This window comes from Peribacillus sp. NPDC096622 (assembly GCF_044762665.1).
In the GTDB taxonomy this organism is placed as follows: domain Bacteria; phylum Bacillota; class Bacilli; order Bacillales; family DSM-1321; genus Peribacillus; species Peribacillus frigoritolerans_B.
In genome coordinates this window covers 161,060-183,894 of the sequence record NZ_JBIWES010000007.1, presented here as the reverse complement: position 1 = coordinate 183,894, position 22,835 = coordinate 161,060, and the positions used below count along the sequence as shown (strand labels likewise).

24 protein-coding genes are annotated in these 22,835 nt (G+C 41.1%); 8 read left to right on the top strand and 16 right to left on the bottom strand.

Annotated features, from left to right (window positions below; translation table 11 throughout):
* Window positions 1-78: 78 nt before the first annotated feature.
* Entirely contained in the window at window positions 79-1,938 is a 1,860-nt protein-coding gene (locus tag ACIQYG_RS14935; RefSeq protein ID WP_402839215.1) for an SLC13 family permease, read from the bottom strand.
* Window positions 1,939-2,098: 160 nt separating this feature from the next.
* Here ACIQYG_RS14935 and ACIQYG_RS14930 point away from each other — a divergent pair, with 160 nt between their 5' ends.
* The gene (locus ACIQYG_RS14930; RefSeq protein WP_402839213.1) at window positions 2,099-2,962 is read left to right on the top strand and encodes a metallophosphoesterase; all 864 of its coding nucleotides are present in this window, start codon (window positions 2,099-2,101) and stop codon (window positions 2,960-2,962) included.
* 171 nt (window positions 2,963-3,133) lie between these two features.
* On the opposite strand, the gene crcB is transcribed toward ACIQYG_RS14930, so the two are convergent.
* Together crcB and ACIQYG_RS14920 are read right to left on the bottom strand one after the other, a co-directional pair.
* A complete protein-coding gene (crcB, locus tag ACIQYG_RS14925; RefSeq protein WP_402839211.1) occupies window positions 3,134-3,496 on the bottom strand; it encodes a fluoride efflux transporter CrcB in 363 nt (120 codons plus the stop codon).
* On the bottom strand, window positions 3,493-3,873 hold the full coding sequence (locus ACIQYG_RS14920) for a fluoride efflux transporter FluC (RefSeq protein ID WP_402839209.1): 381 nt from the start codon (window positions 3,871-3,873) through the stop codon (window positions 3,493-3,495). Before ACIQYG_RS14920 ends, crcB begins: the two co-directional genes overlap by 4 nt.
* A gap of 162 nt (window positions 3,874-4,035) precedes the next feature.
* Between ACIQYG_RS14920 and ACIQYG_RS14915 the strand changes: the two genes are divergently transcribed.
* Window positions 4,036-4,347, top strand: coding sequence for a hypothetical protein (locus ACIQYG_RS14915; protein ID WP_402839354.1), 312 nt, complete (start codon window positions 4,036-4,038; stop codon window positions 4,345-4,347).
* A gap of 291 nt (window positions 4,348-4,638) precedes the next feature.
* A complete protein-coding gene (locus ACIQYG_RS14910) occupies window positions 4,639-5,145 on the top strand; it encodes a YkyB family protein (RefSeq protein WP_402839207.1) in 507 nt (168 codons plus the stop codon).
* A gap of 55 nt (window positions 5,146-5,200) precedes the next feature.
* Here ACIQYG_RS14910 and ACIQYG_RS14905 read toward each other — a convergent pair whose 3' ends face one another.
* Together ACIQYG_RS14905 and corA are read right to left on the bottom strand one after the other, a co-directional pair.
* Entirely contained in the window at window positions 5,201-6,106 is a 906-nt protein-coding gene (locus ACIQYG_RS14905; RefSeq protein ID WP_402839205.1) for a chemotaxis protein, read from the bottom strand.
* A 329-nt stretch (window positions 6,107-6,435) separates the two neighbouring features.
* The gene (gene corA / locus ACIQYG_RS14900; protein ID WP_402839203.1) at window positions 6,436-7,410 is read right to left on the bottom strand and encodes a magnesium/cobalt transporter CorA; all 975 of its coding nucleotides are present in this window, start codon (window positions 7,408-7,410) and stop codon (window positions 6,436-6,438) included.
* A 154-nt stretch (window positions 7,411-7,564) separates the two neighbouring features.
* On the opposite strand from corA, the gene ACIQYG_RS14895 reads away from it, so the two are divergent.
* Window positions 7,565-8,713, top strand: a complete 1,149-nt coding sequence (locus ACIQYG_RS14895; RefSeq protein WP_402839201.1) for an aminotransferase A — start codon at window positions 7,565-7,567, stop codon at window positions 8,711-8,713.
* A 99-nt stretch (window positions 8,714-8,812) separates the two neighbouring features.
* On the opposite strand, the gene ACIQYG_RS14890 is transcribed toward ACIQYG_RS14895, so the two are convergent.
* The 7 genes from ACIQYG_RS14890 to ACIQYG_RS14860 all read right to left on the bottom strand — a co-directional run bounded on the left by ACIQYG_RS14890 (window position 8,813) and on the right by ACIQYG_RS14860 (window position 14,873).
* Window positions 8,813-9,178, bottom strand: coding sequence for a hypothetical protein (locus ACIQYG_RS14890; protein WP_034314117.1), 366 nt, complete (start codon window positions 9,176-9,178; stop codon window positions 8,813-8,815).
* 65 nt (window positions 9,179-9,243) lie between these two features.
* Window positions 9,244-10,146 (bottom strand): NAD(P)-dependent oxidoreductase, encoded by a 903-nt coding sequence (locus ACIQYG_RS14885; RefSeq protein ID WP_402839199.1) that lies wholly within the window; start codon window positions 10,144-10,146, stop codon window positions 9,244-9,246.
* A gap of 7 nt (window positions 10,147-10,153) precedes the next feature.
* Window positions 10,154-10,939, bottom strand: a complete 786-nt coding sequence (locus ACIQYG_RS14880) for an SDR family oxidoreductase (RefSeq protein WP_402839197.1) — start codon at window positions 10,937-10,939, stop codon at window positions 10,154-10,156.
* Window positions 10,940-11,258: 319 nt separating this feature from the next.
* Window positions 11,259-12,977, bottom strand: coding sequence for a phosphoenolpyruvate--protein phosphotransferase (gene ptsP / locus ACIQYG_RS14875; protein ID WP_402839195.1), 1,719 nt, complete (start codon window positions 12,975-12,977; stop codon window positions 11,259-11,261).
* Window positions 12,977-13,243 (bottom strand): phosphocarrier protein HPr, encoded by a 267-nt coding sequence (locus tag ACIQYG_RS14870; RefSeq protein ID WP_034314127.1) that lies wholly within the window; start codon window positions 13,241-13,243, stop codon window positions 12,977-12,979. Before ACIQYG_RS14870 ends, ptsP begins: the two co-directional genes overlap by 1 nt.
* Before the next feature lie 212 nt (window positions 13,244-13,455).
* On the bottom strand, window positions 13,456-14,241 hold the full coding sequence (locus tag ACIQYG_RS14865; protein ID WP_402839193.1) for an ABC transporter permease: 786 nt from the start codon (window positions 14,239-14,241) through the stop codon (window positions 13,456-13,458).
* Window positions 14,241-14,873, bottom strand: coding sequence for an ABC transporter ATP-binding protein (locus ACIQYG_RS14860; RefSeq protein WP_483878389.1), 633 nt, complete (start codon window positions 14,871-14,873; stop codon window positions 14,241-14,243). The genes ACIQYG_RS14865 and ACIQYG_RS14860 overlap by 1 nt, the downstream gene beginning before the upstream one ends.
* 175 nt (window positions 14,874-15,048) lie before the next feature.
* Between ACIQYG_RS14860 and ACIQYG_RS14855 the strand changes: the two genes are divergently transcribed.
* Both ACIQYG_RS14855 and ACIQYG_RS14850 read left to right on the top strand, forming a co-directional pair.
* Window positions 15,049-15,867 (top strand): thermonuclease family protein, encoded by an 819-nt coding sequence (locus ACIQYG_RS14855; protein WP_402839190.1) that lies wholly within the window; start codon window positions 15,049-15,051, stop codon window positions 15,865-15,867.
* Between the two features lie 851 nt (window positions 15,868-16,718).
* Entirely contained in the window at window positions 16,719-17,210 is a 492-nt protein-coding gene (locus ACIQYG_RS14850) for a sigma-70 family RNA polymerase sigma factor (protein ID WP_402839188.1), read from the top strand.
* 47 nt (window positions 17,211-17,257) lie between these two features.
* On the opposite strand, the gene ACIQYG_RS14845 is transcribed toward ACIQYG_RS14850, so the two are convergent.
* Window positions 17,258-17,452: a hypothetical protein gene (locus ACIQYG_RS14845; RefSeq protein WP_402839185.1), complete on the bottom strand. Its 195-nt coding sequence runs from the start codon at window positions 17,450-17,452 to the stop codon at window positions 17,258-17,260.
* A 454-nt stretch (window positions 17,453-17,906) separates the two neighbouring features.
* On the opposite strand from ACIQYG_RS14845, the gene ACIQYG_RS14840 reads away from it, so the two are divergent.
* Entirely contained in the window at window positions 17,907-18,083 is a 177-nt protein-coding gene (locus ACIQYG_RS14840; RefSeq protein WP_064505160.1) for a YkvS family protein, read from the top strand.
* A gap of 194 nt (window positions 18,084-18,277) precedes the next feature.
* Window positions 18,278-18,904 carry a hypothetical protein gene (locus tag ACIQYG_RS14835; protein WP_402839183.1) on the top strand — a complete coding sequence of 209 codons (627 nt, stop codon included), beginning with the start codon at window positions 18,278-18,280 and terminating at the stop codon, window positions 18,902-18,904.
* 51 nt (window positions 18,905-18,955) lie between these two features.
* Here ACIQYG_RS14835 and ACIQYG_RS14830 read toward each other — a convergent pair whose 3' ends face one another.
* The 3 genes from ACIQYG_RS14830 to ACIQYG_RS14820 form a co-directional block, all read right to left on the bottom strand.
* Window positions 18,956-19,996, bottom strand: coding sequence for a YkvI family membrane protein (locus ACIQYG_RS14830; RefSeq protein WP_402839180.1), 1,041 nt, complete (start codon window positions 19,994-19,996; stop codon window positions 18,956-18,958).
* A 439-nt stretch (window positions 19,997-20,435) separates the two neighbouring features.
* Window positions 20,436-22,130: a M3 family oligoendopeptidase gene (locus ACIQYG_RS14825; protein WP_402839178.1), complete on the bottom strand. Its 1,695-nt coding sequence runs from the start codon at window positions 22,128-22,130 to the stop codon at window positions 20,436-20,438.
* 219 nt (window positions 22,131-22,349) lie between these two features.
* Window positions 22,350-22,787 carry a MarR family winged helix-turn-helix transcriptional regulator gene (locus tag ACIQYG_RS14820; RefSeq protein WP_034314147.1) on the bottom strand — a complete coding sequence of 146 codons (438 nt, stop codon included), beginning with the start codon at window positions 22,785-22,787 and terminating at the stop codon, window positions 22,350-22,352.
* Window positions 22,788-22,835 lie beyond the last annotated feature (48 nt).

Genomic DNA, 22,835 nt, shown 5'->3' with positions numbered 1-22,835 from the left:
TCCCCATTCATCCTATCCAATTGGAAAGAAGCACACTGAAAAGGCATTGCCCATAAATGGACAATGCCTTATGTCTTATCAAAAAGGGAAGAACCATGGTATCGTGATCACCATGATAACCCCTATGAAGATCTGTATGGATATCCCGATCATGATAAAATCTTTATGCTTGTAATCACCTGCCGTCATGACAAGCGCGTTGGTAGTGGCAACCCTTGGAGTGGATAACGCCAAACTGCCAGCAACGGCAAGGCATAGAAATACAGGAAGTGGATCGATTCCTTGATTAACGGCAGATGTCAGGGCAATTGGCGTCATAATAACCGTCGCGGCTCCATACGGGATGAATTGGCTCAGGATCAGTGTCAGGAGGTAAAAGACCGCTAAAATGCCGTGTGCCCCGATATTACTGAATAAAACGGCCAGCCAATCACTTATCATTCTCACTCCACCCGTATTATCCAATGCAGCCGTTATTCCGAACATGGCGGCAATCAATAGAACAGGTTCCCAGTTAATCTTTTGGTAAGCATCCTCCATCGAACGGACACAGCCAGTAATCACCATCAACAATGCTGCCGTCAGCACCGACAGTACAGCAGGGACAGACTCCATCGATAAAAGAATGACCATCAAAGCAGTGATTCCCAAGGCAATCCATGCTTTGCCCTTGGAGTTCACCGGAGAGCCATCTTCCGATGTACTCCCAATAACGATGACATCCTGTAAATCCGAGGAAATCCTTTCAATGTTTTCCCATTCTCCATGTATCAGGATTGCATCCCCCGGTTTCAGGCGTTCCGTTCCGACATCCGCTTGAATATATTCCCCATTCCGATTGATTGCCAGCACATTACATTGGTATTTCTCACGAAAATGGACATCTATCAAGGTTTGATTTTCATAATCCGAGTTCGGGACGATCAATATTTCCGTCAATCCAAATCTACTGCTAAGAAAATGTTTCTTTATTTGTTCGGTATTGAAATGTTTAAATTCCAGTTCATAGTTAAGTGCCAATCTCTCAACCGCTTCTTCTTCTCCAAACACCAAAATGATATCTTCAGGGTGAAGAACCTCATCCGCCCTGGCTGAAATCGTCTGCTGCCTTTGCAACAGCGGCAATTGCTTATCCTTTGCCTTCCGCTGGATTTCAATCAAAGTCAATTCATACTGAATAGGAAGCTGGAGGTCCGACAGCCTTTCCCCAACAATATCGGAAGTAGCGGGTATATGCAGATAATGCAATCGATCATATACTTTGTACATGCCGGCAAGCTCCCCTGCCGACAGTCCCTTGACACTATTGTTCGCGGCAATGGTCTTTTCGGGAAGCAACAGGCGTCCGAGTGTCAGCATGAAGAATAACCCTGCCGCAAAGGCGATTAAGCCCACAGGTGTAAAGTCAAAAAATGCTAAAGTCCCTATTCCGTTTTGCCGTAATACATCAGCAACGATCATATTGGAGGGAGTACCTGTCAGTGTTAATAGCCCTCCAATACTGCTTGCATAGGCAAGGGGCAATAAATACCTTGTCGGACTTGTTTTTTGTTGTAACGCCATGCTCATAACGAGCGGAAGCAGTATGGAAACAATTCCTGCCCCACTTAAAAAAGCACTTAATATTCCTGCTGTCAGCATGACGATAAGCAGCGATTTCCATTCACTGCCCCCACATAAACCCAATAACTTATTTCCTGCTTTTTCCACGATTCCTGTATTTAACAGGCCGGCACCGACGATAAATAGTCCAGCCAGCATGATGACCACTTGATTCGCAAAACCTGCCACTAGCTCATCCAATGTAAGAATCCCCAGTAAACCCAGAATGGATAGTGCACTAAGTGCAATTAAATCTGCTCGAAATTTTCCTTGTATAAAAAGCGCAATCGCGCATAGAAGTATTATCAGTGTAATAAACATTGGTTCGGTCATCATGTTACCTCCGTATAGATGTTCAATTTCAAACCGGATACGGTTTTATCAAACCCCAGTTTACATGTTTTTCATAGGCTTATAGAAGATATTTTCTTCTTTTTATGTATATTGTTTGTTAGTATGAGGAAGTAACATTTTTATATTAGATAGGTTGATTAATTTGAATAAACCCATATCCAGAAGAACATTCTTAAAGAAAAGTCTTGGCACTTTGGCTACCTTAACCGGTTTAGGTATCGGCGGAAGCTATTATGCCCACAATTTGGAGCCAAAATGGTTAGAAATCAAGCATAAAATTATCAGTCACCCGCTTATCCCAAAAGGTTTTCATGGCATGAAAATGGCCCAATTCAGTGATACGCATTTAGGCTTTCAATTTCAGCTTAAAGATTTACAAACAATTGTCAATAAGATAAACGAACTGGACCCTGATGTTATTTTATTTACCGGAGATTTGATGGACCAGCCTAATAAATACAAGGCTCACCAGAAAATCCCTCTCGTTTTGAAACAGCTCAAAGCGCCGCTTGGAAAATTCAGCATCTACGGTAACCATGATCATGGGGGATATGGCTCAGAAATTTACAGCGATATCATGGAAAAATCCCATTTTACCATGTTGCAAAATACCTCCACTAAAATTACCTTATTAACAGATGAAGAAATAGTCATTGCCGGTGTTGATGATGCCATGCTTGGAAAACCGGATTTTGAAAAAGCACTTTCTGGCATCCCGGAAGAAGTGTTCACCATTATGCTTTCGCATGCCCCTGACCTTGCCGACATATCAAGGACTTATGACATCCAGTATCAAATAAGCGGTCACAGTCATGGAGGTCAAGTACAAATCCCCTTTGCCGGTGCCCTAGTAACTCCTCCATACGCTGAAAAGTACCGGGAAGGCACATATGAAATCGATTCATTAACGTTACATGTTAATAGAGGACTTGGCACTACCCGTCTCCCATATCGTTTTCTTTCACGTCCGGAGTTAACTGTTTACGAATTCCAAGCCGAAAAATGATAGAAAAAGAACACAGGGAAAAACCGCCAGACTTATTAACAAAACCTGTGCGGATAAAACAACTTGTTGCCATGAATCATTTGTAATCGACTCCTATGAATTATAGCATTAGAAGTATATCTGAGAAAACCAGGTTTTTTTTACCAGTACCAATGGTAATTGCCATAAAGGTTATACCATACTTAAATAACCACACAGGAAAGTGCCGATGCAACCTAAAACAGACACCGTTATATAGATAAGGCTATCTATATAACGGTGTTTTCTAATAAGTTCAAGTGTTTCCATACTGAATGTAGAAAAGGTCGTAAAAGCGCCCAGGAAACCTATCGTCAGAAAAACCTGCAAAGATAAAGCCCAGCTTTCTTTCTGTGGCAACACCATTCCCAGCCCAAAGGAACCTATAAGGTTAATCAGTAAAATGCTAATGGGTATCGAGACAGATGGCAATAGCCTATTAAAAATAATCTGCAAGACATATCTAGAGGCCGCTCCAAAAAATCCTCCTATAAAAACCGAAAGAACCTCAATCAAAGAGTCTCACCTCTCCGGCTATTAAACAGGCCCAGTCCGAGGAAACCGGCCACCAAACCAAATAAAAGCGTGGCTCCAAGATACAGTCCCGCCAATGGCAGAGAAGTCTGCAGGAGATTCACCACTTCTTGGGAAAATGTGGACATCGTGGTGAAACCGCCGCAAAACCCGCTGCCCAGCGCCAAAAAAACAAACGATTTCTTTTTCGAGGCGAAATACCCATTTATCATTCCAAGTAAAAAACTGCCTACTATATTTATTAAAAGGGTTCCAAACGGAAAGAAGGAATGGCCCGCAGTCAAGATTACGCAATAACGCAACATCGCTCCAGCCGCTCCTCCAAAACCGACTGCAAAAATGCCTTTAAACCGATCCATCAAGGTCCCCCCAAATTTTTCTCATAAGTAGATTCATTATAACAGATTAAGATGAAACAGGCTCTTTTCTAAAAAAAATCCATACTATGTAAAGAATTTGAGAAAAGGAGGCTAATTATGCAAACACAGTATTTTCCTTACTACCACTATCCGCAGACCATAATGCTGCAGAACGATTACAGAAATGCATATGGGAATGAATATGGACCTGAATATTGGAATGACCAGCGCTACTTTCCTTTCTTTCCGCTATTGGCGCCTGTAGCTTTTGTTGCAGGATTGGCAATTGGACCGTTGCTATTCAATAACCGTCCACCTGTCTATCCTCCATATCCTCCTCCATACCCACCCGCTTACCCTCCTTACCCTGCTTATCCAGCGTACCCTCCCTATCAAGGCTATCAGGGTTACCAGCAACAACAATTCGGCGCACAGGCTGGGGTATCTGAAAATATCAATATATACACTCAATAAGGGTTGGACAGAAGGCGGCATAAACGCCTTCTTTTTCTTGGACCAAAAGGGAGTCCGATTGAATTTTACTTCCCTATATATTTTGAAGTGGTATAATATGAAAATGAATAGATGGTAAAGTGTTGGGAAATGATGGTCATACCCTAGAGATGTACATGCATAATTGTTTCGCTATTTTCTGCCTGGTTGCACACATGTCTCTATTTCAACCAATATATAAAACAGGTTTTTGCTGAAGGAAGTCTGTTTGTAACGTCCTTCTAACCTTATTAAGAAAAGGAGTTTCCACTAATGAACCAAACGAAAGGACATTCTGAAAGGGATGAGTTTTCGATAAACTCCCTTGCCCAAGCCGTGTTTATTGTCAATAAACATGCAAAGACTGCATTGGAGCCCAAGAATTTATATAATTTAAAACGGCTCGCATTAAGCAAGCTTATGCAAGAAGGAAAAGCGAAGAAGATTGGACTTCATTTCTCTGATAACCCTCGCTTTGCAGCACAACAATCCGACGTCATTGTCGAATGCGGATCATATGTTTTTCATTTACCTCCCACTAAGGAAGATTTGAAAAAACTACCCCACCTCGGCAGCCGGGCAGCCTCCATACGGAACCCTAAAGCCGCGTTGTCATTATCCAAAGCAAAACAGATCCTGCAATCTTATGTTGGACAAGCAGGTGAAAAACAACCGAACCCAACCAACACCGAGAAAAGGCCTCACGGGCGCGGGTCGGTCAAGCAACCTTTTCACAATCCATTCCCATCCTCCTTTTTAGGAAAAGGTTCCAAGTATTAATCATTGATAAACCAAACGGGCCGTGAGGTAACACCTCATCGGCCCGTTTTCACATTCATAATACCAATTTGTCTATCAACTTTATAAGCTCTGCAATTTCAGGTTTGCTGATTTGTGCGTCAGCCCCTACGACCTGACCTTTATGACGCAGGCTGTCAGTAATCAAAGAAGAGAAAATAATCACTGGCAAACCAGCGAGTTCCCCGTTTTCCTTTATTCTTCTAGTCAAATGATGTCCATCCATCTGAGGCATCTCAATATCGGTAATCACCAGTTGCACTTCATCTTCAACCACTTTTCCTGATTCAATCAAATTCTCCAGATAATTAAATGCATCAAGTCCATTCTCATAAAACTCCAAGTACTTGAATCCGGCTTCTGACAATGTATCAAACAGCAGCTTTCTCAGTAATGGAGAATCTTCCGCAATCAGGATTCTCTTGTCTGAATTTTGCCGGATACCAAGCTTTTTAACCTGTTGGATGTTTATTCCTGATTCTGGATTGATTTCGACCACTATTTTTTCAAAATCGAGTAACAGTAACATTTCACTATTTAATTTTATTACTCCGATAATCTGACTTTCAAGGCCTTGATACATATCCGAAGGCTTTTCGATTTGGGACCAGGAAATACGGTGGATCTGTGTTACGGTATGGACATGGAAAACCACTTTTTGCTGATTGAATTCAGCCACTATGAATTTATCCTGCTCAGGAGTTTCAGATGGCGGAAATCCTAAAGCATCCGCGACACTCACAACTGGCAGGACTTCTCCGCGAAGCTCGATGATCCCCTCCACATTTGGATGGGAATGAGGGACAAGCGTGATGGGGACAGGATTAATGATTTCCTTCACCTTAATTACGTTAATGCCGAATTTATTCTTTCCGAGACCGAATTCCACTATCTCAAGCTCATTCGTTCCACTTTCCAGTAATATTCCTTTATTCGCTTCCATTGTTTCATCTCGCCCTTCTGCTTTTTCATTTCATAATTCCATAATCAATTAACCGCTAGGAAAAAATCATGGTTTTATCAATGAACTCATACCTAATAATTCGGTTAAATATTTCTTTTGTTTAGAGCACAGATAAAAAAAGAATCAATAAGTAATCATTTATTAAAGCCAAACTAAATAGGGACCCATCAGAGTCCCCTTTTTCCAAGCCCATTTTTCACCACTGCCATTCCAGCCAACCTATCGATCGTAAGGCCTGCCTCTAACCCCCTCAATATTCTAACTGAGCAAACAAAACCCAGCTTATTCACCAATTTCTCAACTGATACTCATCTCTTTCGTGACCTTTTCTTTGGATTGAGCCAACCTTTTTTTACAAAGAATAAAAACATCATCAAGGCAATACAGCCCATCATTCCAAGAATGAGGAAATAACCATAATGCCAATTTAATTCCGGCATATATTCAAAATTCATCCCATAAACGCCCACTATGAAGGTCAGCGGCATGAAAATGGTAGTGATCACAGTCAATGTCATCATCGTTGAATTCATATTATTAGAGTTCACAGACAAATAGCTATCACGGATATCGGACGAAAAATCTCGATACGATTCAAGCATTTCTGTCAATTTAAGAAGATGATCGTACACATCATTAAAATAAAGATGCTGATCTTTCAAGTAATTCAGACGCTCTGATGAAATCATTCTGTACAATAAATCACGCATCGGCAATATGGTCCGACGGAGCCTGGACATATCTGTCCGTAAATCGAAAAGCTGATCCATCAATTCGTTAATCGAATCATTTTCAGTATTTTCCTCTATGCTGCCCAATTCGCTTTCAATTTTATAAACAGGAGGGAAGAATTCATCGACGATCCTGTCAATTATCCTATGCAACAAGAAAAAAGGACTTTGCTTCAACATTTTATTACCAGCAATTTCTTCCCAAACCTTTTCCAGTTCAAGCAAATCCTCCTTATGAAAACTGACTATCCATTTTTCACCAACAAACATGTCCAATTCCACTGCTTTAAATACCTTCTCCCTTAGAGCATGAATCACAAGAAATTGGTAGCCCTCATAAAAATCCATTTTGGGACGTTGGTTAAAATCATCCAGGCAGTCTTCAATTGCCAGCGGATGAAAGAGAAAATGATTGGTTAAAAGTTCGATTTCCTTGTTCGTGGGATTGGAAAAATCCACCCAGTACCACTCGATATCCGGATTATTCATTTCCGTTAGCGGTAAACCAAAACTGACTTCATGATTTGAAGTAATTGCGCAAGTCCTTATCATATGTATCAACCCTCAAAATTTTCTTATCATACATTATACCTTTAATTCATTAATCTCAAAAAGATTTCTCCCCCTCCAAACTAAATGATAAAATAGAATGAATGAGTCAAACAGTACATAATTCATGTAGTTAGAAAAGGGAGGATATTCATAGATGGAACATTTAATAAACCCTCTAGTAAAAGACGTTCAAATATCAGGAATCCGTAAATTCTACAATATGGTCGCCGATATCGAAGGCACCATTTCCTTAACGATAGGGCAGCCTGACTTTCCAACTCCGATGCATATTAAAGAAGCGGCAAAACAAGCCATCGATAATGACTATACCGTTTATACTCACAATGCGGGCTATTTGGAGTTAAGGGAAGCCGCTTCAAATTATGTAAAAGATAAATACAAGCTTGGCTATGATCCGGCGAATGAAGTGATAGTGACCTCTGGTGCCAGCGAAGGCATAGACATTACTTTTCGGACAATCCTCATCCCAGGGAACGAAGTAATATTACCGGGTCCGGTATATCCGGGATACGAACCCATCATTAAGATGTGCGGTGCAACACCTGTTTATGCCGATACAACAAAAAATGGATTTCGTTTGACTGCAGATATACTTGAAAAGTACATAACTGAACATACTCGGTGCATCGTTCTGCCCTATCCGTCGAATCCGACCGGGGTTACATTATCTGCCGAAGAATTATTGGACATTGCCGAACTTGTTAGGGGCAAGGACATCTTCATATTGGCTGATGAGATTTACAGTGAACTGGTATTCGATCAGGAGCATGTTTCGATTGCCACTTTCTTAAAAGAACAAACCATCGTCCTGAACGGACTGTCCAAGTCCCATTCCATGACCGGGTGGAGGATCGGCCTTCTGTTTGCACCTGCAGCCATCTCTCAGCATCTCCTGAAGGTTCATCAATACAATGTGACATGTGCCGCTTCCATATCTCAGAGAGCTGCCTTGGCAGCATTGACGGCAGGCAGAAATGATGCAATACCCATGAAGACCGAGTATGCACGGAGACGGGAATACGTATACAGTCGCTTACAAGCGATGAAACTGGAAATAGTCAAACCGAATGGTGCCTTTTACTTCTTTATAAAGCTGCCTGAAGGCTTTGCCTCTTCCCTTGATTTTTGCCTCAAGCTTGTTCAACAGGAAAAAGTGGCAGTGGTCCCTGGAGATGCCTTCTCTCCCCTTGGCGAAGGTTACTTCAGGATATCTTATGCCTATTCCATGGAGACCCTGGAAAAGGCCTTGGACCGTATTGAAGCTTTTTTAGCTAAAAAGTAATCGAAAAAAAAGTGGCCTTCAATTGAATGGACAATTGAAGGCCACTTTCCTATTTTCAATGATGTCAGGCTACCTAAGTTTTTTCACCAAGCAAGCCAACTAATACAATCTCCGTAAAAAACGAATTTCCCGATATCCTTCTTCCTTGTTTGTCGTGGTAAGGCTCACTTCGACGATGGACCCAAGTAAATCAGCCATCACTTCTTCAAATTCCTTTGCGGAGCGCGGCTTTGAAAAACCTAAGCTCTTCAATTCGCGCATCAGTATCTGAAAACCGGCATTCGTTTCGATATGACTGAATTTCACCGGCAAGATTAGCGGACTTTCATTCATTAATTTCAGATCCCAACGAATGGGCTTTGTTTGATGAATGGTTTTTTCTCGTTTAAATCCTTCAATCCTTACAATATATCTACCATCTTCCAATTCCTGGAATTTCATATTGATATCATCGAATTCGCCCATAGCTTTCACTCCTTTTTGTAAAGGCTGTCGCTATCAGCTTATTCATGATAAAGAAATGCTAGCACTTAATTATAATGTTTATATAATGCCTGTGTACCGCTATTTTCTTCGCCAGCTTCTGCCAGCCCCTCATACAGGGATTTGCTCAGGCTTAATCCAGGAGCGTCCATTCCCATTCTTTCCGCTTCATCAAGTGCAATCTTCATATCCTTGATAAAATGCTTGATATAAAAACCAGGTTCAAAATCGCCTTCAACCATCCTCGGTACAAGATTGGACAATGACCAGCTCCCGGCAGACCCCGATGATATGCTTCTTAATACCCGGTCCGGATCCAACCCCGCTTTTTTGGCATAGGAAATCGCTTCAGTCACTCCGATCATATTGGATGCAATGGCGATTTGATTGCACATTTTCGTATGCTGTCCTGAGCCAGCCGGGCCTTGATGGACAACATTGCTGCCAATGATATCAAAAATGGGCCGGACCGCTTCAAATGCCTCACTAGACCCGCCGACCATGATCGTGAGCTTTGCATCACGAGCACCGATATCTCCTCCGGAAACCGGTGCATCCAATGATTCCATGCCCCTTTTCTTGGCTTCCTCTGCTATTGTCACTGCCAAAGTTGGAGTGGAGGTCGTCATATCGATTAAATGGGTTCCTTGTTTCCCGTTCTCGATAAGCCCATTTTCCCCAAGATAGATTTCTTCCACATCACTAGGGTATCCCACCATGGAAATGATCACATTAGCTTTTTGGGCAATTTCCTTTGGTGAAGATGCCCACTTCGCACCCTGTGAGAGCAGTTCACTTGCCTTATCTTTCGTCCTTGTATAAACAAATACCTCAAATCCCGCCTTAAGTAGATGTGCGGCCATGCTTTTTCCCATAACTCCTAAACCTATGAATCCGATCACTTTGTTCGTTTGCATCACTGCAGATTCCTCCCAATCATTTTGTTTCAAAAAAAACTTAAATGGACTTTATCATTCCTCCGTCAACTAAATAGGACTGCCCTGTCAAATATGTATTAGCACCTGAAACAAGGAAAGTAACGAACTTTGCAAATTCCTCGGGTTCCCCATAACGGCCAAGAGGGATTTTGTTAATGGATTGTTCAGTCACCTCCAGAGGAGTGACGCCTTGTTTCTCTGCATTCATTTCATCAAGGTGCTGAACGCGGTCCGTTGCGATTCTTCCTGGTCCGACTGTATTGACCAAAATCCTGTCTGGTGCTAATTCTGAAGCTAATGTCTTTGACAATCCAACGATTGCCGTCCGGAATGTATTCGATAATATCAGTCCTGGGATCGGTTCCTTAATGGATGAAGAAGCAATATTAACGATTTTGCCGCCCTGTTTTTTTAAATGTGGCAAGCTCTCACGAATCGTCCTTATGAAGCTTAGCAAATTAAGTTCGAAAGATTGTTGCCATTCTTCATCATTGAAATCTGAAAACGAACCCCCTGGAGGACCTCCGGCGTTATTAATAAGAATGTCGATACCGCCGAATTCCTCAGCAGTTTGCCCAACCAGGCTTTTAATATCTTCAGCTTTTGTTATATCCGTTACCATATAAGAAACTTTTCCAGTCCCAAGCTGCGATAATTCCCTTTGTACGGCGGCTAGCTTTTCTCCATCACGGCTGGCTAGCATGACATTTGCTCCTTCTTTAACCAATTCGGCTGCCATAGCCTTCCCCAAACCTTGACTTGAAGCTAAAATCAAGGCATTTTTCTTTTCCAAATGTAATTCCATATAATATTTAACCTCCATCTTCTTAAAAATATAATTCCATTATATCGTCATAACCGTAAAGTGAAAAATCTGAATAATCATTCTTATGATTTTTTTATTTGCAAAAAAAATAGCCGGCTGGATAACCAACCGGCTTCAAAGGGGGAAATGAGAATGTCAGCTGCCCTAATAGAGCTAAACAACTGTGCTTGCTTTTTATTTACCCCCATTTTGGTGCAATAAACACTTTTTCTCAAATATTCAAGCAAGAATTAACAGGACAGAAAACAGCACCCCATCCGAAGGTTCTATGGATGGGGTGCGTTTTTCCTGATTTTAATTATTTCTTCAAAGCGTTAACAACCGCTTCTTTCACATTATCATTCGTATCCAGTCCTAAAACTTCCTGAGATAGTTTTTTCATCTCTTCAAGCGAAAGTTGGCTAATTAAAGAACGTGCTTTCAGAATCGAAGTGGCACTCATTGAGAATTCATCAAGGCCCAATCCGATCAAAATCGGGATGGCCACTTCATCTCCAGCCATTTCCCCGCACATTCCGGCCCATTTCCCTTCTTTATGAGCTGCATCTATGACCATTTTAACCAAGCGTAAAATCGCTGGATTGTATGGTTGATATAAATAAGATACTCTCTCATTCATTCGGTCAGCGGCCATCGTATACTGAATCAAGTCATTAGTGCCTATGCTGAAGAAATCGACTTCCTTAGCAAATATATCAGCCATCACTGCAGTTGAAGGGATTTCAACCATGATTCCGACTTCAATCTTTTCGGCAACTTGTATACCATTATCAAGCAATTCCTGCCTGACTTCAGCCAAGACGGCTTTAGCTTCGCGGAATTCAGCCAGTGTGGCAATCATCGGGAACATGATCTTCAAATCCCCGTAAATGCTTGCACGAAGCAAGGCACGGAGCTGAGTCCGGAAAATCTCCTGCTCATTTAAGCAAAGGCGAATCGCACGGTATCCAAGGAAAGGATTCATTTCCTTTGGAAGCTCTAAATAAGGCAACTCCTTGTCTCCGCCTATATCAAGCGTTCTGACGACTACAGGCTTACCTGACATTCCTTCCAGCACCGCTTTGTATGCCTCGAACTGTTCTTCTTCACTTGGAAAGTCATTTCTGCCCATATAAAGAAATTCCGTACGATATAGCCCGATGCCTTCACCGCCATTTTGATGGACGCCCTCCAGATCTTTCGGCGTGCCAATATTGGCTGCCAATTCCACATGATGTCCATCATTCGTAACGGTTTTTTCATTAACCAGCTTCGCCCACTCAGCCTTTTGCCTAGCATAGGCTTCCTGCTCCTCTTCGTAGCGTTTCACGAGTTCAGGAGTAGGATTGATGTGAACTTCACCCTTTAACCCGTCAATTATGACCAAGTCACCATTTTCAATGGACGAGGTCACTGACTTCGCTCCAACGACTGCTGGAATTTCCAATGAACGTGCCATTATGGCTGAATGGGATGTACGTCCACCGATATCGGTCGTAAATCCTTTAACATATGCCGGATTCAACTGTGCTGTATCGGATGGAGTCAAATCCTCCGCAATGATGATCACTTCTTCAGCAATCATGCTCGGATTTGGAATATGAACACCTAAAAGATGTGACAGCACCCGTTTCGTGACGTCACGGATATCCGCTGCACGTTCCTTCATGTATTCATTATCCATTTGTTCAAACATCGTAATGAACATGCTTGCGGTTTCATTTAAGGAATACTCAGCGTTGACGTTTTCTGATTGTATTTTATCCTGAATCGGAGTGATAAGTTCCGGATCAGCCAAAACAAGCAGGTGTGCGTCAAAGATCGCGGCTTTATCGGCCCCTAGATCTTTTTCGGCTTTATCCCTGATTATTTCCAATTCATTTGTTGACTTTTGAATAGCTTCCTTAAAACGGGATATTTCAGCCCCGACATCTTCTATGCTTCTTTTTTCAATCGATAAATCTGGCTCAGTCAGTCGATAGGCTTTAGCGATGGCTATTCCGTTTGAAGCTGCTATCCCACTAATCAAAGTGGACATTATTCTGCTAATCCTTCTCTGTTCAACGTTTCAGCAAGTGTGTTTAGTGCATCATTTTCATCGCTTCCTTCAGCAGAAATCGTAATTTCCGCCCCTTTGCCGATACCTAGGGACATTACACCCATAATGGACTTAAGGTTCACTTTTTTCTCTTTATATGCAAGGTTTATTTCTGAATCAAATTTTCCTGCAGCTTGTACAAGCAATGTAGCCGGACGAGCGTGAATTCCTGTTTCTGCAGTTACTGTAAATGTTTTTTCTACCATATAAATCAATCTCCTTTAAGATAAATTAACAAAAATAGGTTATGTAAGGGGTTTTCTCCATCCAATCAGGAAGAAATGAAAAAAGAAATGCCCTTTTCCTTATCAGGATAGCATTATCATTCCCAACAAACAAACCAAAACTATTGGTACCTACAAAATAGTACAAAAATATAGATGGAACTGCAACTATTACTTTTCAGATTCTTCAATGATTAAATGGACAGCTGTGCATTTTTGGTAAAAAAAGCCCTGAAACTCAGCATAATGAAAAGGACCACCGTTAATGAAACACTTCCGAGAATCCCGATTAGTATCGCAATCTGGTACTCAATCGCTATGAGCGGGCTTATCCCCGACAGGATTTGCCCTGTCATCATTCCTGGAAGGAAGATAATCCCCATCCCGAGCATATTGTTCAAAGTCGGGAGCACAGCCGAGTCGAATGCAGCATCCACATATTTCTTAACAGCCCTCGCTGGAGTCGCTCCAAGCATCAACATCGCCTCTACCTTTTCACGATTACTGCTAATCCCATCATGGAGGTTTTTAAGCGCCAATGTCACTCCTGTCATCGCATTCCCCACGATCATCCCTGCAATTGGAATGAAATACCTCGGCTCGTACCATGGCGTGAAATGGATCACGACCACATTAAAATAAAACAAGGCAGCCATGGGACCTGACAACATACTTAAGATAACCATCCTTTTGATTTTCTTATTGAGTGTATGGGACACTTGCTTAAAAATGTTATGGATGGAAAACATGGCCATCGCACATAAAAACCCTAAAGAAAGTAAAGGGTGGGGATTTTCAAAGATATATGTCAAAACATATCCTGCGAGAATGAGTTGTACAGTCATCCGCACCGTAGCGAGCATGATTTGCTTTTCCCGTGAAATCCCGCGCCATTTCACGATTATGAGCAGAATCACTACAAACACGTAGGCTGCACAAAGACGCCAGAACTCAATATCTATTATCCCATTCGCCTCCATTAATAGTCACCCTCCTTCGCCTTTTTCAGAACGATCCTTTTTTCAGCACAAATGTCCGCCAGCTGTTTTGAATGGGTTATCATGATGACCGTTCCTTTTTCCCGCTTTACTTCTTCTAAAAATCGGCTCATGACCGTCAGCTCGGCTTCCTCATCAAGAGCTGAAGTCGGCTCATCCAGTAAATACACCTCGGGGTTCAATAAAAGTAACCTTGCCAGTGCCAGCCTCTGTTTCTCCCCGCCAGAAAGATTCTCCGCACTCTCTTCTAAAGACTTCTGCAACTGGACGGTTTCAAGTGCTTTAACCAATTCTGCCTTATCTTTTTTTTCCCGTTCTGTCAATTCCAGGCCAACCTGAAGATTTTCTTCAACCGTACCCGGTAAAGTGAACGGTGCCTGAGAAAGCATTGTGACTTTACGCCGGAGCTCTATCGGGTTGAATTTATCCAGCAACTGATCTTGAAAATAAATCGACCCGCTATCCGGGTCATCCATCCTGTTCAATAATCGTAGCAGTGAAGTTTTTCCTGCACCGCTTTCCCCAGTCAAACAAGTGACCATGCCCGCCGGTATTTTCAAATCATCAATTTTCAAAATCCCTTTATACTCAATATTTTCTAGCCTGAATATCATTTTACCGCCTGCCTCCCATACTCCACCATATCATTATAAGAAACTATCATGATATGGGGTAGCGATGCATGTAAAGATTTTCATTTTCTTTCGGATTTTTATAGGTTAGTATTAGTCCTGCTGAATATATCCATGACGTACGTGGAAAACACCTTAATAAATGGAGGGACTTATCATGAAAGGAAAATCCTTTTTACATTCTTACCTGAATGTTTTTCTCCTTACTGCACTTTGCCTGATCACGTTATCTGGCTGCCAGGCAGCATCGGATAACCTGATCAATCAATCCAAACAGGAATATTCACTTTCCAACGAAGACATCCGATCCAATTCGGATTCTTCAAATGAAGAAAAAGGCAAGACATTCACAGCCGAGATCATCAAAGTTATTGACGGAGATACAGTAAAAATCAATATGGCTAATGGAAATGAAGAAACGGTCAGGCTCCTTTTGATAGATACTCCAGAAACCGTGCACCCATCCAAGCCCGTTCAGCCTTTTGGACCTGAAGCAAGCAAGTTCGCCAAGGAACTTATGCCTGCGGGCTCTAAAGTGGAAGTAGAAACCGGCATAGGTGAAAGAGATAAATATGGCCGGCTGCTGGCCTATTTTTATGTTGATGGTAAAATGGTGAATAAACTCCTGCTGGAAAAAGGACTGGCAAGGGTAGCCTATGTTTATGCACCAAACACGAAATACCTTGATGAATTGGAAAATATTCAAAAACAAGCGCAACAAGACGAAATCGGTATTTGGTCAATTGAAAACTATGCAACTTCAAAAGGGTTTGATAATTCGAAGTCAAAAGAAGCATCCGTGGAAAAGCCCACTGGGTCTTGCAATAACCCGCAAATTAAAGGGAATATAAATTCCAAAGGCAATAAAATTTATCACATTCCTTCGGGCCAATATTACGAAATAACTAAACCAGAAGAAATGTTTTGTACTGAACAAGACGCACAGGATGCTGGATTCCGAAAATCCCAAAGTTAACAAATACAATGGTTTAATAATATACCCTGTTCTGAAATCACAATAACCGGTAAATGATGTTTGGAAAATTCATCTGGAATAAGAAAAACACATCTTTATATGTCAGACTGCAGACAAATTTAAAGAAGATCAGTTTGCCGGCAGTTTTTTATTTAGGCTCTTTTCGTAAAGATTGTTGTTTTTAAAACGAAACTATTTAAGGTTGATTGGAGCGGAAGTGTGAGACTCCTGCGGGAGCAGCGGGACAGGTGAGACCCCACAGGGGTTACGCCGAGGAGGCTCACCGCCCGCCCCGCGGAAAGCGAGCATCTGGAGGGGAAATCAACCACACCGCACTACTTGGTAAATAGCAACAAAGTATGTGAAAACAGCCTTTATTTAAAAAGATCCAGTTGATTTCAGAATTCCACCTCCCTTTCCGCCGACGGCTGTCTGCCAAGCCACATCAGAGCAAACGCCTGCGGGGTCTCGGCCAGCCTGTTATTCGGCAGGAGTGTCGCATATTTCTTTAATCCTATAAAATTACACTAAAAAACACGAAGGGTGATTTGTCTTGTTTTTTAAACAAGGTTCTTAAATGAGACCATTCCAAACTCGCTTGTCGACAAACTGAACATCATTCTTTTGCACATCCAATATTAGGATGTGTTTTTTCATTTGGTAACCCCCACACGCAATATTACCTTAATCATCCTTTTATCCTTTAATAAGGTTCACTATAGCACCCTCAAGACCCACTTTTTTCCACATCCATTTTTCGGTTATGCCATTTGGCTAAATCCAATCGATTTATTTATGGTAGAAGCACCCGGGAATACAGGAAAGTGCACTTTCTAAAGGTGACTTGCTTTATGAAAGATTTCTCAACGCTAACGGAAGAATTCACCCCGATGATCCATCATATTATCCGCTCACTTTCCATTTATAAAAATAAGGAAGAATATTTTCAAGTAGGCTTGATTGCTTTATGGGAGTCATTAGGGAAATTCAATGAGGAATACGGACAATTCTCCAACTATGCCTATACGGTGATCAAAGGCAAAATCCTGAACGAATTAAAGCATCAACATAAATATGAAATCCGTACCGAACCCTTTGATTCCTTCATATTAGAGATAAAAGATCCTTTTTCAATGCATGAAGAGGCCTTTGCCATCGATAATATATTAACCTACACGGAAGGATTGACACTGAATCAGCAACGCTGGCTTATACAGACATACCATGAAAACAAAACGGTTACTGAAATCGCTGAGATATATCAAGTTACTGCAGCAGCCGTCAAATCATGGAGAAAGTCCGCATTAAATAAATTAAGGAAACAATTGATTTTCCCATTATAAATAATTTGGGGTGGCTCAATCATGAGCCACCCCAAATCATACATCCTTCAACTTCTCGCTTCATCTAAATACGTATAAATTATCACACCGTTATGTTGTGCATTCCCCCGAAAATGTTTAAAGTCTTCCCTTTTAACAAGAACCTCACGAAAAGCTAAAAATTCTTCTTTTGTTATCCGGAATTCTTCCATTTCCCGATTTGCCAATTTATCGAGTACATCTTTTGCTTCTTCTGCGTTCATATATTATCCCCCTTAATTATCGAATGTTCCATCATTTTCAGACAGGAGAAATTCCGTTATCATTTTAACATAAGCTTGCCACTTAATATAAATCAGAATTTTTTGAGCCCCACTCACTACATTATTCTTTACGAATGCTTTAAAATAGTGCAAACTGTATATTAAAATATCATAATGTAAAATGATTGGCATTTTTTGTACTTGGGAATTACATACTGGTACGCATAACTGCGTTTTCAAGATATACCAAATTATGCCATATCTTTACAGCTGCTCCATTACAAGAATCGTACCTCCTTTTAAAAGTTTAGCTTACTGTACCGACATAAGAGATAACTATTTCTCTTACTAGCACTTCCCACGTCAAAATCTAAACGGCAAGATGTTCGAATAATCCAATTACTCCATTGTTACTTTTTGATCATTGGAAACAAAATGGGAAAGGATGATTACCATGAAGAAAGCGGAAGTTGGAAATATCATTGAATTTAGAGAAGGCTTAAAAGGAATCGTCGAGAAAGTGAACGAGAACTCAGTAATCGTGGACGTCACGTATATGGAAAATTATCGTGATTTGGAACTTGAACAAAAAACCGTCGTAAACCATAAAAATTATAAAATCATAGGATAATTCAATGTACTCAAACGGGATGGTTACTAGATGACCATTCCGTTTTTCACTTTTTAGCAATCGTCCCAATTGATTTCCCTGCTTTTTGTAACCATTTCCATTTCATGCCGTCTAATTCATTAAAGGGCAAAGCACCTGTATGTGATGCAGGAATATCCAGATTGAAATTTCTATCAGAAAGATGAGGGAAACACATGACTAGTTGGACACGTTATATTGGCTGTGTCACATTCGCCGCTTTTCTGCTGACTGGCTGCGGTGCGACTACAGACGAAAATGCAGATGAGCCACAGGAAGATTCAATAGAAGATGGGAACGAAGGGAATACTTCTCAAAGAGGCAATCGCAATAACCGAAGCGATAACAAAATAAGACTGATGGAGCAAAACCTGCAGTATAACATTAACGGGGAAGCAAAAGAAAAAACAGCGTTCCTAAAAAAAAGTGATAATCAACCGTTCAGCCTCTATGTTTTGCAACAATTCAAATTAAGTGCCGAAGAACCAGGAAAAGATATTGTGTTCCTGATTGAAGATGACTCCATTTATATGAGAATCGAATTGTTGAAGGCCGATGTCAGTTGGGATGAGGTGGAAAAAAATGTTCAAGCCCAGCTGAAAGGCATTTCAGAAACGATTAGGGATCCTTCACTTGATATCGAAAGCGGTACAGGATTTGAAGTGGAAAATGGGGATGATGTCATCACTTCCATATTGCTCAAGGATGAAAAAGCACCCGTCCGCTTAACTATGTTCACGAAAAAAGATAGAGATTACCGGGATGCCTTTCTAGAGATGGCTAAGACGCTGATGATAGGATGATCATTGATTCCCCCTGGTACGGAGGGCTAGGGTCAGGCCCCCCGTTCTTCATCACTCCTTCCCTGCCTTGCTTTTCCAGACCAGCACTAAAAAAAGGAGGCTTATGTATCCAAAAACCGGATAAATATATCCTAGTAACCTTCCATATCCGAATTCACTAATGATTAAAGCTATTAAAAAAATCACCGCTATGATCAGCATGCCTGGCAATTTAATATAACTGCTGATTTGCCTCTGTAATCCATATATGTTTCCGATGACCGAAGTGAATATCTCCCCGTATATCACCAAAATGAACATCCAATACAACTGACTGGCCGCCGTTCTCATAATAACTGCTGAAGGAATTTCAAAACTATTCACGTCAGGAAGTGTCATAAGTGAAAAGTGCCCCGTCAATAAAATGATTGTCAGGAATATCCCTCCAAGAATTGCACCATGTTTAATGACTTTTTCATCTCGAACCTCATACGCAACCGGAACCAGCACAGCCTGTGCCAAAGCAAGGTTAAAGGCTGTATAGGCAAAGGGTGACAAAATCATTTTTACGGTGATCACTTCATCAGGAACTTTTGTAAGGGTCTTAAAGAAATCCCCATTACCCAAAGTCGAGAAAAAAAGGATCACGCTAAAACAAATCATGATTGGTACAACAAAAGAGTTCACAGTGAAAACACCGCGCATGCCCATCATCAGGACCAAGGATGCCAGTATGATCGTAGACCAACTTCCTATACTTTTAGGCACGCCAAGTTGTTCTTCAAAAACGGCTCCTGAACCCGAAATCATGACAGCCGTCACCCCTAACAGCATGATAAGGAAAAAGAAGTTGATGATTCCTGCTATTTTCCTGCCAAAAAGAAATTGATTGAACTCCTCATAAGAAGATGCTCTGATCCTTGCGGAAATCAGCATGATTTTCGTCCCAGTGAAAATGAAAATATAACCTGCTATTAAAATCCCGATAAAGCCATAAAAACCATAACGGGTAAAAAACTCGACAATCTCTTTTCCAGTTGCAAATCCTGCACCGACGACTGTGCCTACATAAACCGCTGCAATCTGAAAACTCCCTGACCACCTTGACAGCATACTCTCCCCTCCTCCCTACATTTATATGTAGGGAAGAGACATTTAAGACAAGCCGAGCAATATTACTTTCGTCGGCTGTTTTTTCCTGGGTTGCATTCTCTCATTGTGCAGTCTGAAACTCCCTTCATCCCGAACGTATGAAAGATTTAAAAAAACGCTTGGAGTACTCCCCAAGCGTTCAAACTCTACAATAATTAATAAAAGTTCCAGATGATTTCAGAAATACGCTTTCTTTCCGACGACTGTCTGCCAAGCCTCATCAAAGTAAGCGCTGTGGGGTCTCGGGTACGGCAGGAGTGTGGAAAATTTCATCAATTCAATAGGTTTTTCTAAATAAAAACTGTTCATGAAAGATAACCAAGTCTTCTTTTATAATCTTGGTTTTCGGAGTTAGGCCATTCCTTTCAAGAATCCGGTTCGTATCTTAAAGGCTAATATTTCATAATGCCTTATCATCTACAGTGGAGAGCCATTCGTCTATCACCTTCACAACGGACTGTACAGTACCGTCAACAAATGGGGATTTCAGATTCGCAGATTCAACGAGATCAAGGAAGGACTTGCTGCCTCCAAGTTGGCACAGATTCAAATAATCCTCCCAAGCCGATCCATCTTTTTCAGTCGACCTTTTCCAGAATTGGAAAGCACAAATCTGGGCCAATGTATAGTCGATATAATAAAAAGGTGATTGATAAATATGGCTTTGCCGCTGCCAATACCCGCCATTCTCCAAGAATTCATTTCCTTCATAATCGCGATGCGGTAAATATTCCATCTCGATTTTACGCCAAGCCTTCTTTCTTTCAATGGGGGAGGTATTAGGATTTTCATAGACAAAATGCTGAAATTCATCAACAGCTACCCCATACGGGAGGAATATGAGGGCACCGCTTAAATGGGAAAACTTATATTTTTCCGTATCTTCCTTGAAAAATAGCTCCATCCATGGCCAAGTTAAAAATTCCATGCTCATCGAATGGATTTCACACGCTTCATATGTAGGCCAATAATACTCAGGAATGTCAAGATCACGGCTGCGATACACTTGGAATGCATGACCTGCCTCATGTGTCAAAACATCTATATCCCCGGAAGTACCGTTGAAATTAGAAAAGATGAATGGAGCTTTATAGTCTTCTATAAAAGTACAGTAGCCACCGCTTTCTTTTCCTTTCTTCGCCACAAGGTCCATCAAATCATTATCAATCATATAGTTGAAAAACTGATTCGTTTCAGGAGATAGTTCCTGGTACATCCTTTTCCCATTTTCGATGATCCACTCAGCATCGCCTTTTGGAATGGCATTACCCGTTCTGAAATGAAAATTCTCATCATAATAGTTCAAGTTCTCCAATCCAAGACGTTCCCGCTGCCGATCCTTCAGCCGAGTGACAAGCGGTACCACTTCCTCTTTCACCTGCTTGCGGAATGCTGCAACCATTTCAGCATCATAATCAGTCCTAGTCATTCGATAATACCCAAGTTCCACGAAATTCCCATAACCTAGCGCTGTCGAAATCCCATTCCTCACCTTGACAAGTTCATCGAATATACGATCCAATTCCTCCTGCTTTTCTTCAAAGAAACCGTAATATGCCTCACTTGCATTTTTCCTTAACTCACGGTCCGAGGACTCCATAAAAGGCTGAAGCTGCGCTAGTGTTAATTCTTTTCCATCAAAGTGAATTTTTGCAGAGGCAATTAATTGTGAATACTCACTTGATAATTTATTTTCTTTTTGCAGCTGTGGTATGATTTCGGGCGAAAAAGTTTTGAGTTGGGCCTCAGCCAAGTCAAATAGTTGAGTTCCCCATTTCTCCTCAAGCTTCTTACGGAATTTCGAGCGAACGAGTTCATTGTAAAATTTGGAGGTCAATTCTTCCATTTCAGGGGAAAAGTCATCTAAATAATCATTCTCCGCTTTATAAAAAACATCATTGGTATCAATGGAATGACGGATATAGACCAAATTAAACATCGTACCTACATAATTTCGAATTCCGTTTATTTCTTCCATGGCTTTTATTTGTGCATCGGCATTTGCAGCATCAGTAAACTTTTCCAAAGCTTTCATGAACCGGGTTTTAATTTCATCCATTTCAGGACGTTTGTATTCATACTCATTAAATTTCATATGCAGGCTCCTTTTCGAATATAAAAACATTTTTTCCTCTATGACGTTATCCAATCGAGTTCGTTTCCAAGACACCTTCAGCATTATCACGGTTATCGTAATATAATTTAATTCGCCACAGCGTTATTAAAAACCTTTTTATGTCCCCAAAACAAATTCCTGTTTTATGAGACATAAAAAACCAGCACCTGTAGTCAAATCCTGGTGCTGGTTCTTTAGCTAATTTTGAGCGGAATACCCAATCTTTTTAAGCAATTCGATCACGGTGGCCTTTTCATCTTGCGTAAGTACACTCATGATATCATCGATTCTTTTTTCATGCTCTGGAAATACTCCTTCAATAAAGGCCTTTCCTTTATCCGTTATTTTTGCAAAGGTTACACGGCGATCCTCTTTACATGCTATACGCTGCAGATATTCCTTCTGTTCAAGTTTATCCACGACATAGGTAATGCTGCCGCTAGCTAGCAGGATTTTTCCGCCTATTTGCTGAAGAGGCTGATCCCCTTTATGATAAAGTAATTCCAGTACTGCAAACTCAGTGGGATTCAATCCCTCTTCAGCTATATGTTTATTTACCACATCATTAATGGATCGATGAGCTCTAGACATCACAATGAACAGTTTCAAAGACTGTTGGATGTTATTATTCTCCATAACTTCACAACCTTAAAAGTTTTTAATTAAAATATCTTGAATTAAAAG

Bases quoted from the DNA above. Each gene is read 5' to 3' on its own strand.
- ACIQYG_RS14865 (WP_402839193.1), bottom strand. From the start codon at position 14,241: ATGGAGGCGAATGGGATAATAGATATTGAGTTCTGGCGTCTTTGTGCA.
- ACIQYG_RS14850 (WP_402839188.1), top strand. From the start codon at position 16,719: ATGAAAGATTTCTCAACGCTAACGGAAGAATTCACCCCGATGATCCAT.
- ACIQYG_RS14880 (WP_402839197.1), bottom strand. From the start codon at position 10,939: ATGGAATTACATTTGGAAAAGAAAAATGCCTTGATTTTAGCTTCAAGT.
- ptsP (WP_402839195.1), bottom strand. From the start codon at position 12,977: ATGTCCACTTTGATTAGTGGGATAGCAGCTTCAAACGGAATAGCCATC.
- ACIQYG_RS14935 (WP_402839215.1), bottom strand. From the start codon at position 1,938: ATGATGACCGAACCAATGTTTATTACACTGATAATACTTCTATGCGCG.
- ACIQYG_RS14915 (WP_402839354.1), top strand. From the start codon at position 4,036: ATGCTGCAGAACGATTACAGAAATGCATATGGGAATGAATATGGACCT.
- ACIQYG_RS14870 (WP_034314127.1), bottom strand. From the start codon at position 13,243: ATGGTAGAAAAAACATTTACAGTAACTGCAGAAACAGGAATTCACGCT.
- ACIQYG_RS14840 (WP_064505160.1), top strand. From the start codon at position 17,907: ATGAAGAAAGCGGAAGTTGGAAATATCATTGAATTTAGAGAAGGCTTA.
- ACIQYG_RS14910 (WP_402839207.1), top strand. From the start codon at position 4,639: ATGAACCAAACGAAAGGACATTCTGAAAGGGATGAGTTTTCGATAAAC.
- ACIQYG_RS14890 (WP_034314117.1), bottom strand. From the start codon at position 9,178: ATGGGCGAATTCGATGATATCAATATGAAATTCCAGGAATTGGAAGAT.
- ACIQYG_RS14835 (WP_402839183.1), top strand. From the start codon at position 18,278: ATGACTAGTTGGACACGTTATATTGGCTGTGTCACATTCGCCGCTTTT.
- ACIQYG_RS14860 (WP_483878389.1), bottom strand. From the start codon at position 14,873: ATGATATTCAGGCTAGAAAATATTGAGTATAAAGGGATTTTGAAAATT.
- ACIQYG_RS14920 (WP_402839209.1), bottom strand. From the start codon at position 3,873: ATGGATCGGTTTAAAGGCATTTTTGCAGTCGGTTTTGGAGGAGCGGCT.
- ACIQYG_RS14825 (WP_402839178.1), bottom strand. From the start codon at position 22,130: ATGAAATTTAATGAGTATGAATACAAACGTCCTGAAATGGATGAAATT.
- ACIQYG_RS14820 (WP_034314147.1), bottom strand. From the start codon at position 22,787: ATGGAGAATAATAACATCCAACAGTCTTTGAAACTGTTCATTGTGATG.
- corA (WP_402839203.1), bottom strand. From the start codon at position 7,410: ATGATAAGGACTTGCGCAATTACTTCAAATCATGAAGTCAGTTTTGGT.
- ACIQYG_RS14895 (WP_402839201.1), top strand. From the start codon at position 7,565: ATGGAACATTTAATAAACCCTCTAGTAAAAGACGTTCAAATATCAGGA.
- ACIQYG_RS14855 (WP_402839190.1), top strand. From the start codon at position 15,049: ATGAAAGGAAAATCCTTTTTACATTCTTACCTGAATGTTTTTCTCCTT.
- ACIQYG_RS14830 (WP_402839180.1), bottom strand. From the start codon at position 19,996: ATGCTGTCAAGGTGGTCAGGGAGTTTTCAGATTGCAGCGGTTTATGTA.
- ACIQYG_RS14845 (WP_402839185.1), bottom strand. From the start codon at position 17,452: ATGAACGCAGAAGAAGCAAAAGATGTACTCGATAAATTGGCAAATCGG.
- ACIQYG_RS14905 (WP_402839205.1), bottom strand. From the start codon at position 6,106: ATGGAAGCGAATAAAGGAATATTACTGGAAAGTGGAACGAATGAGCTT.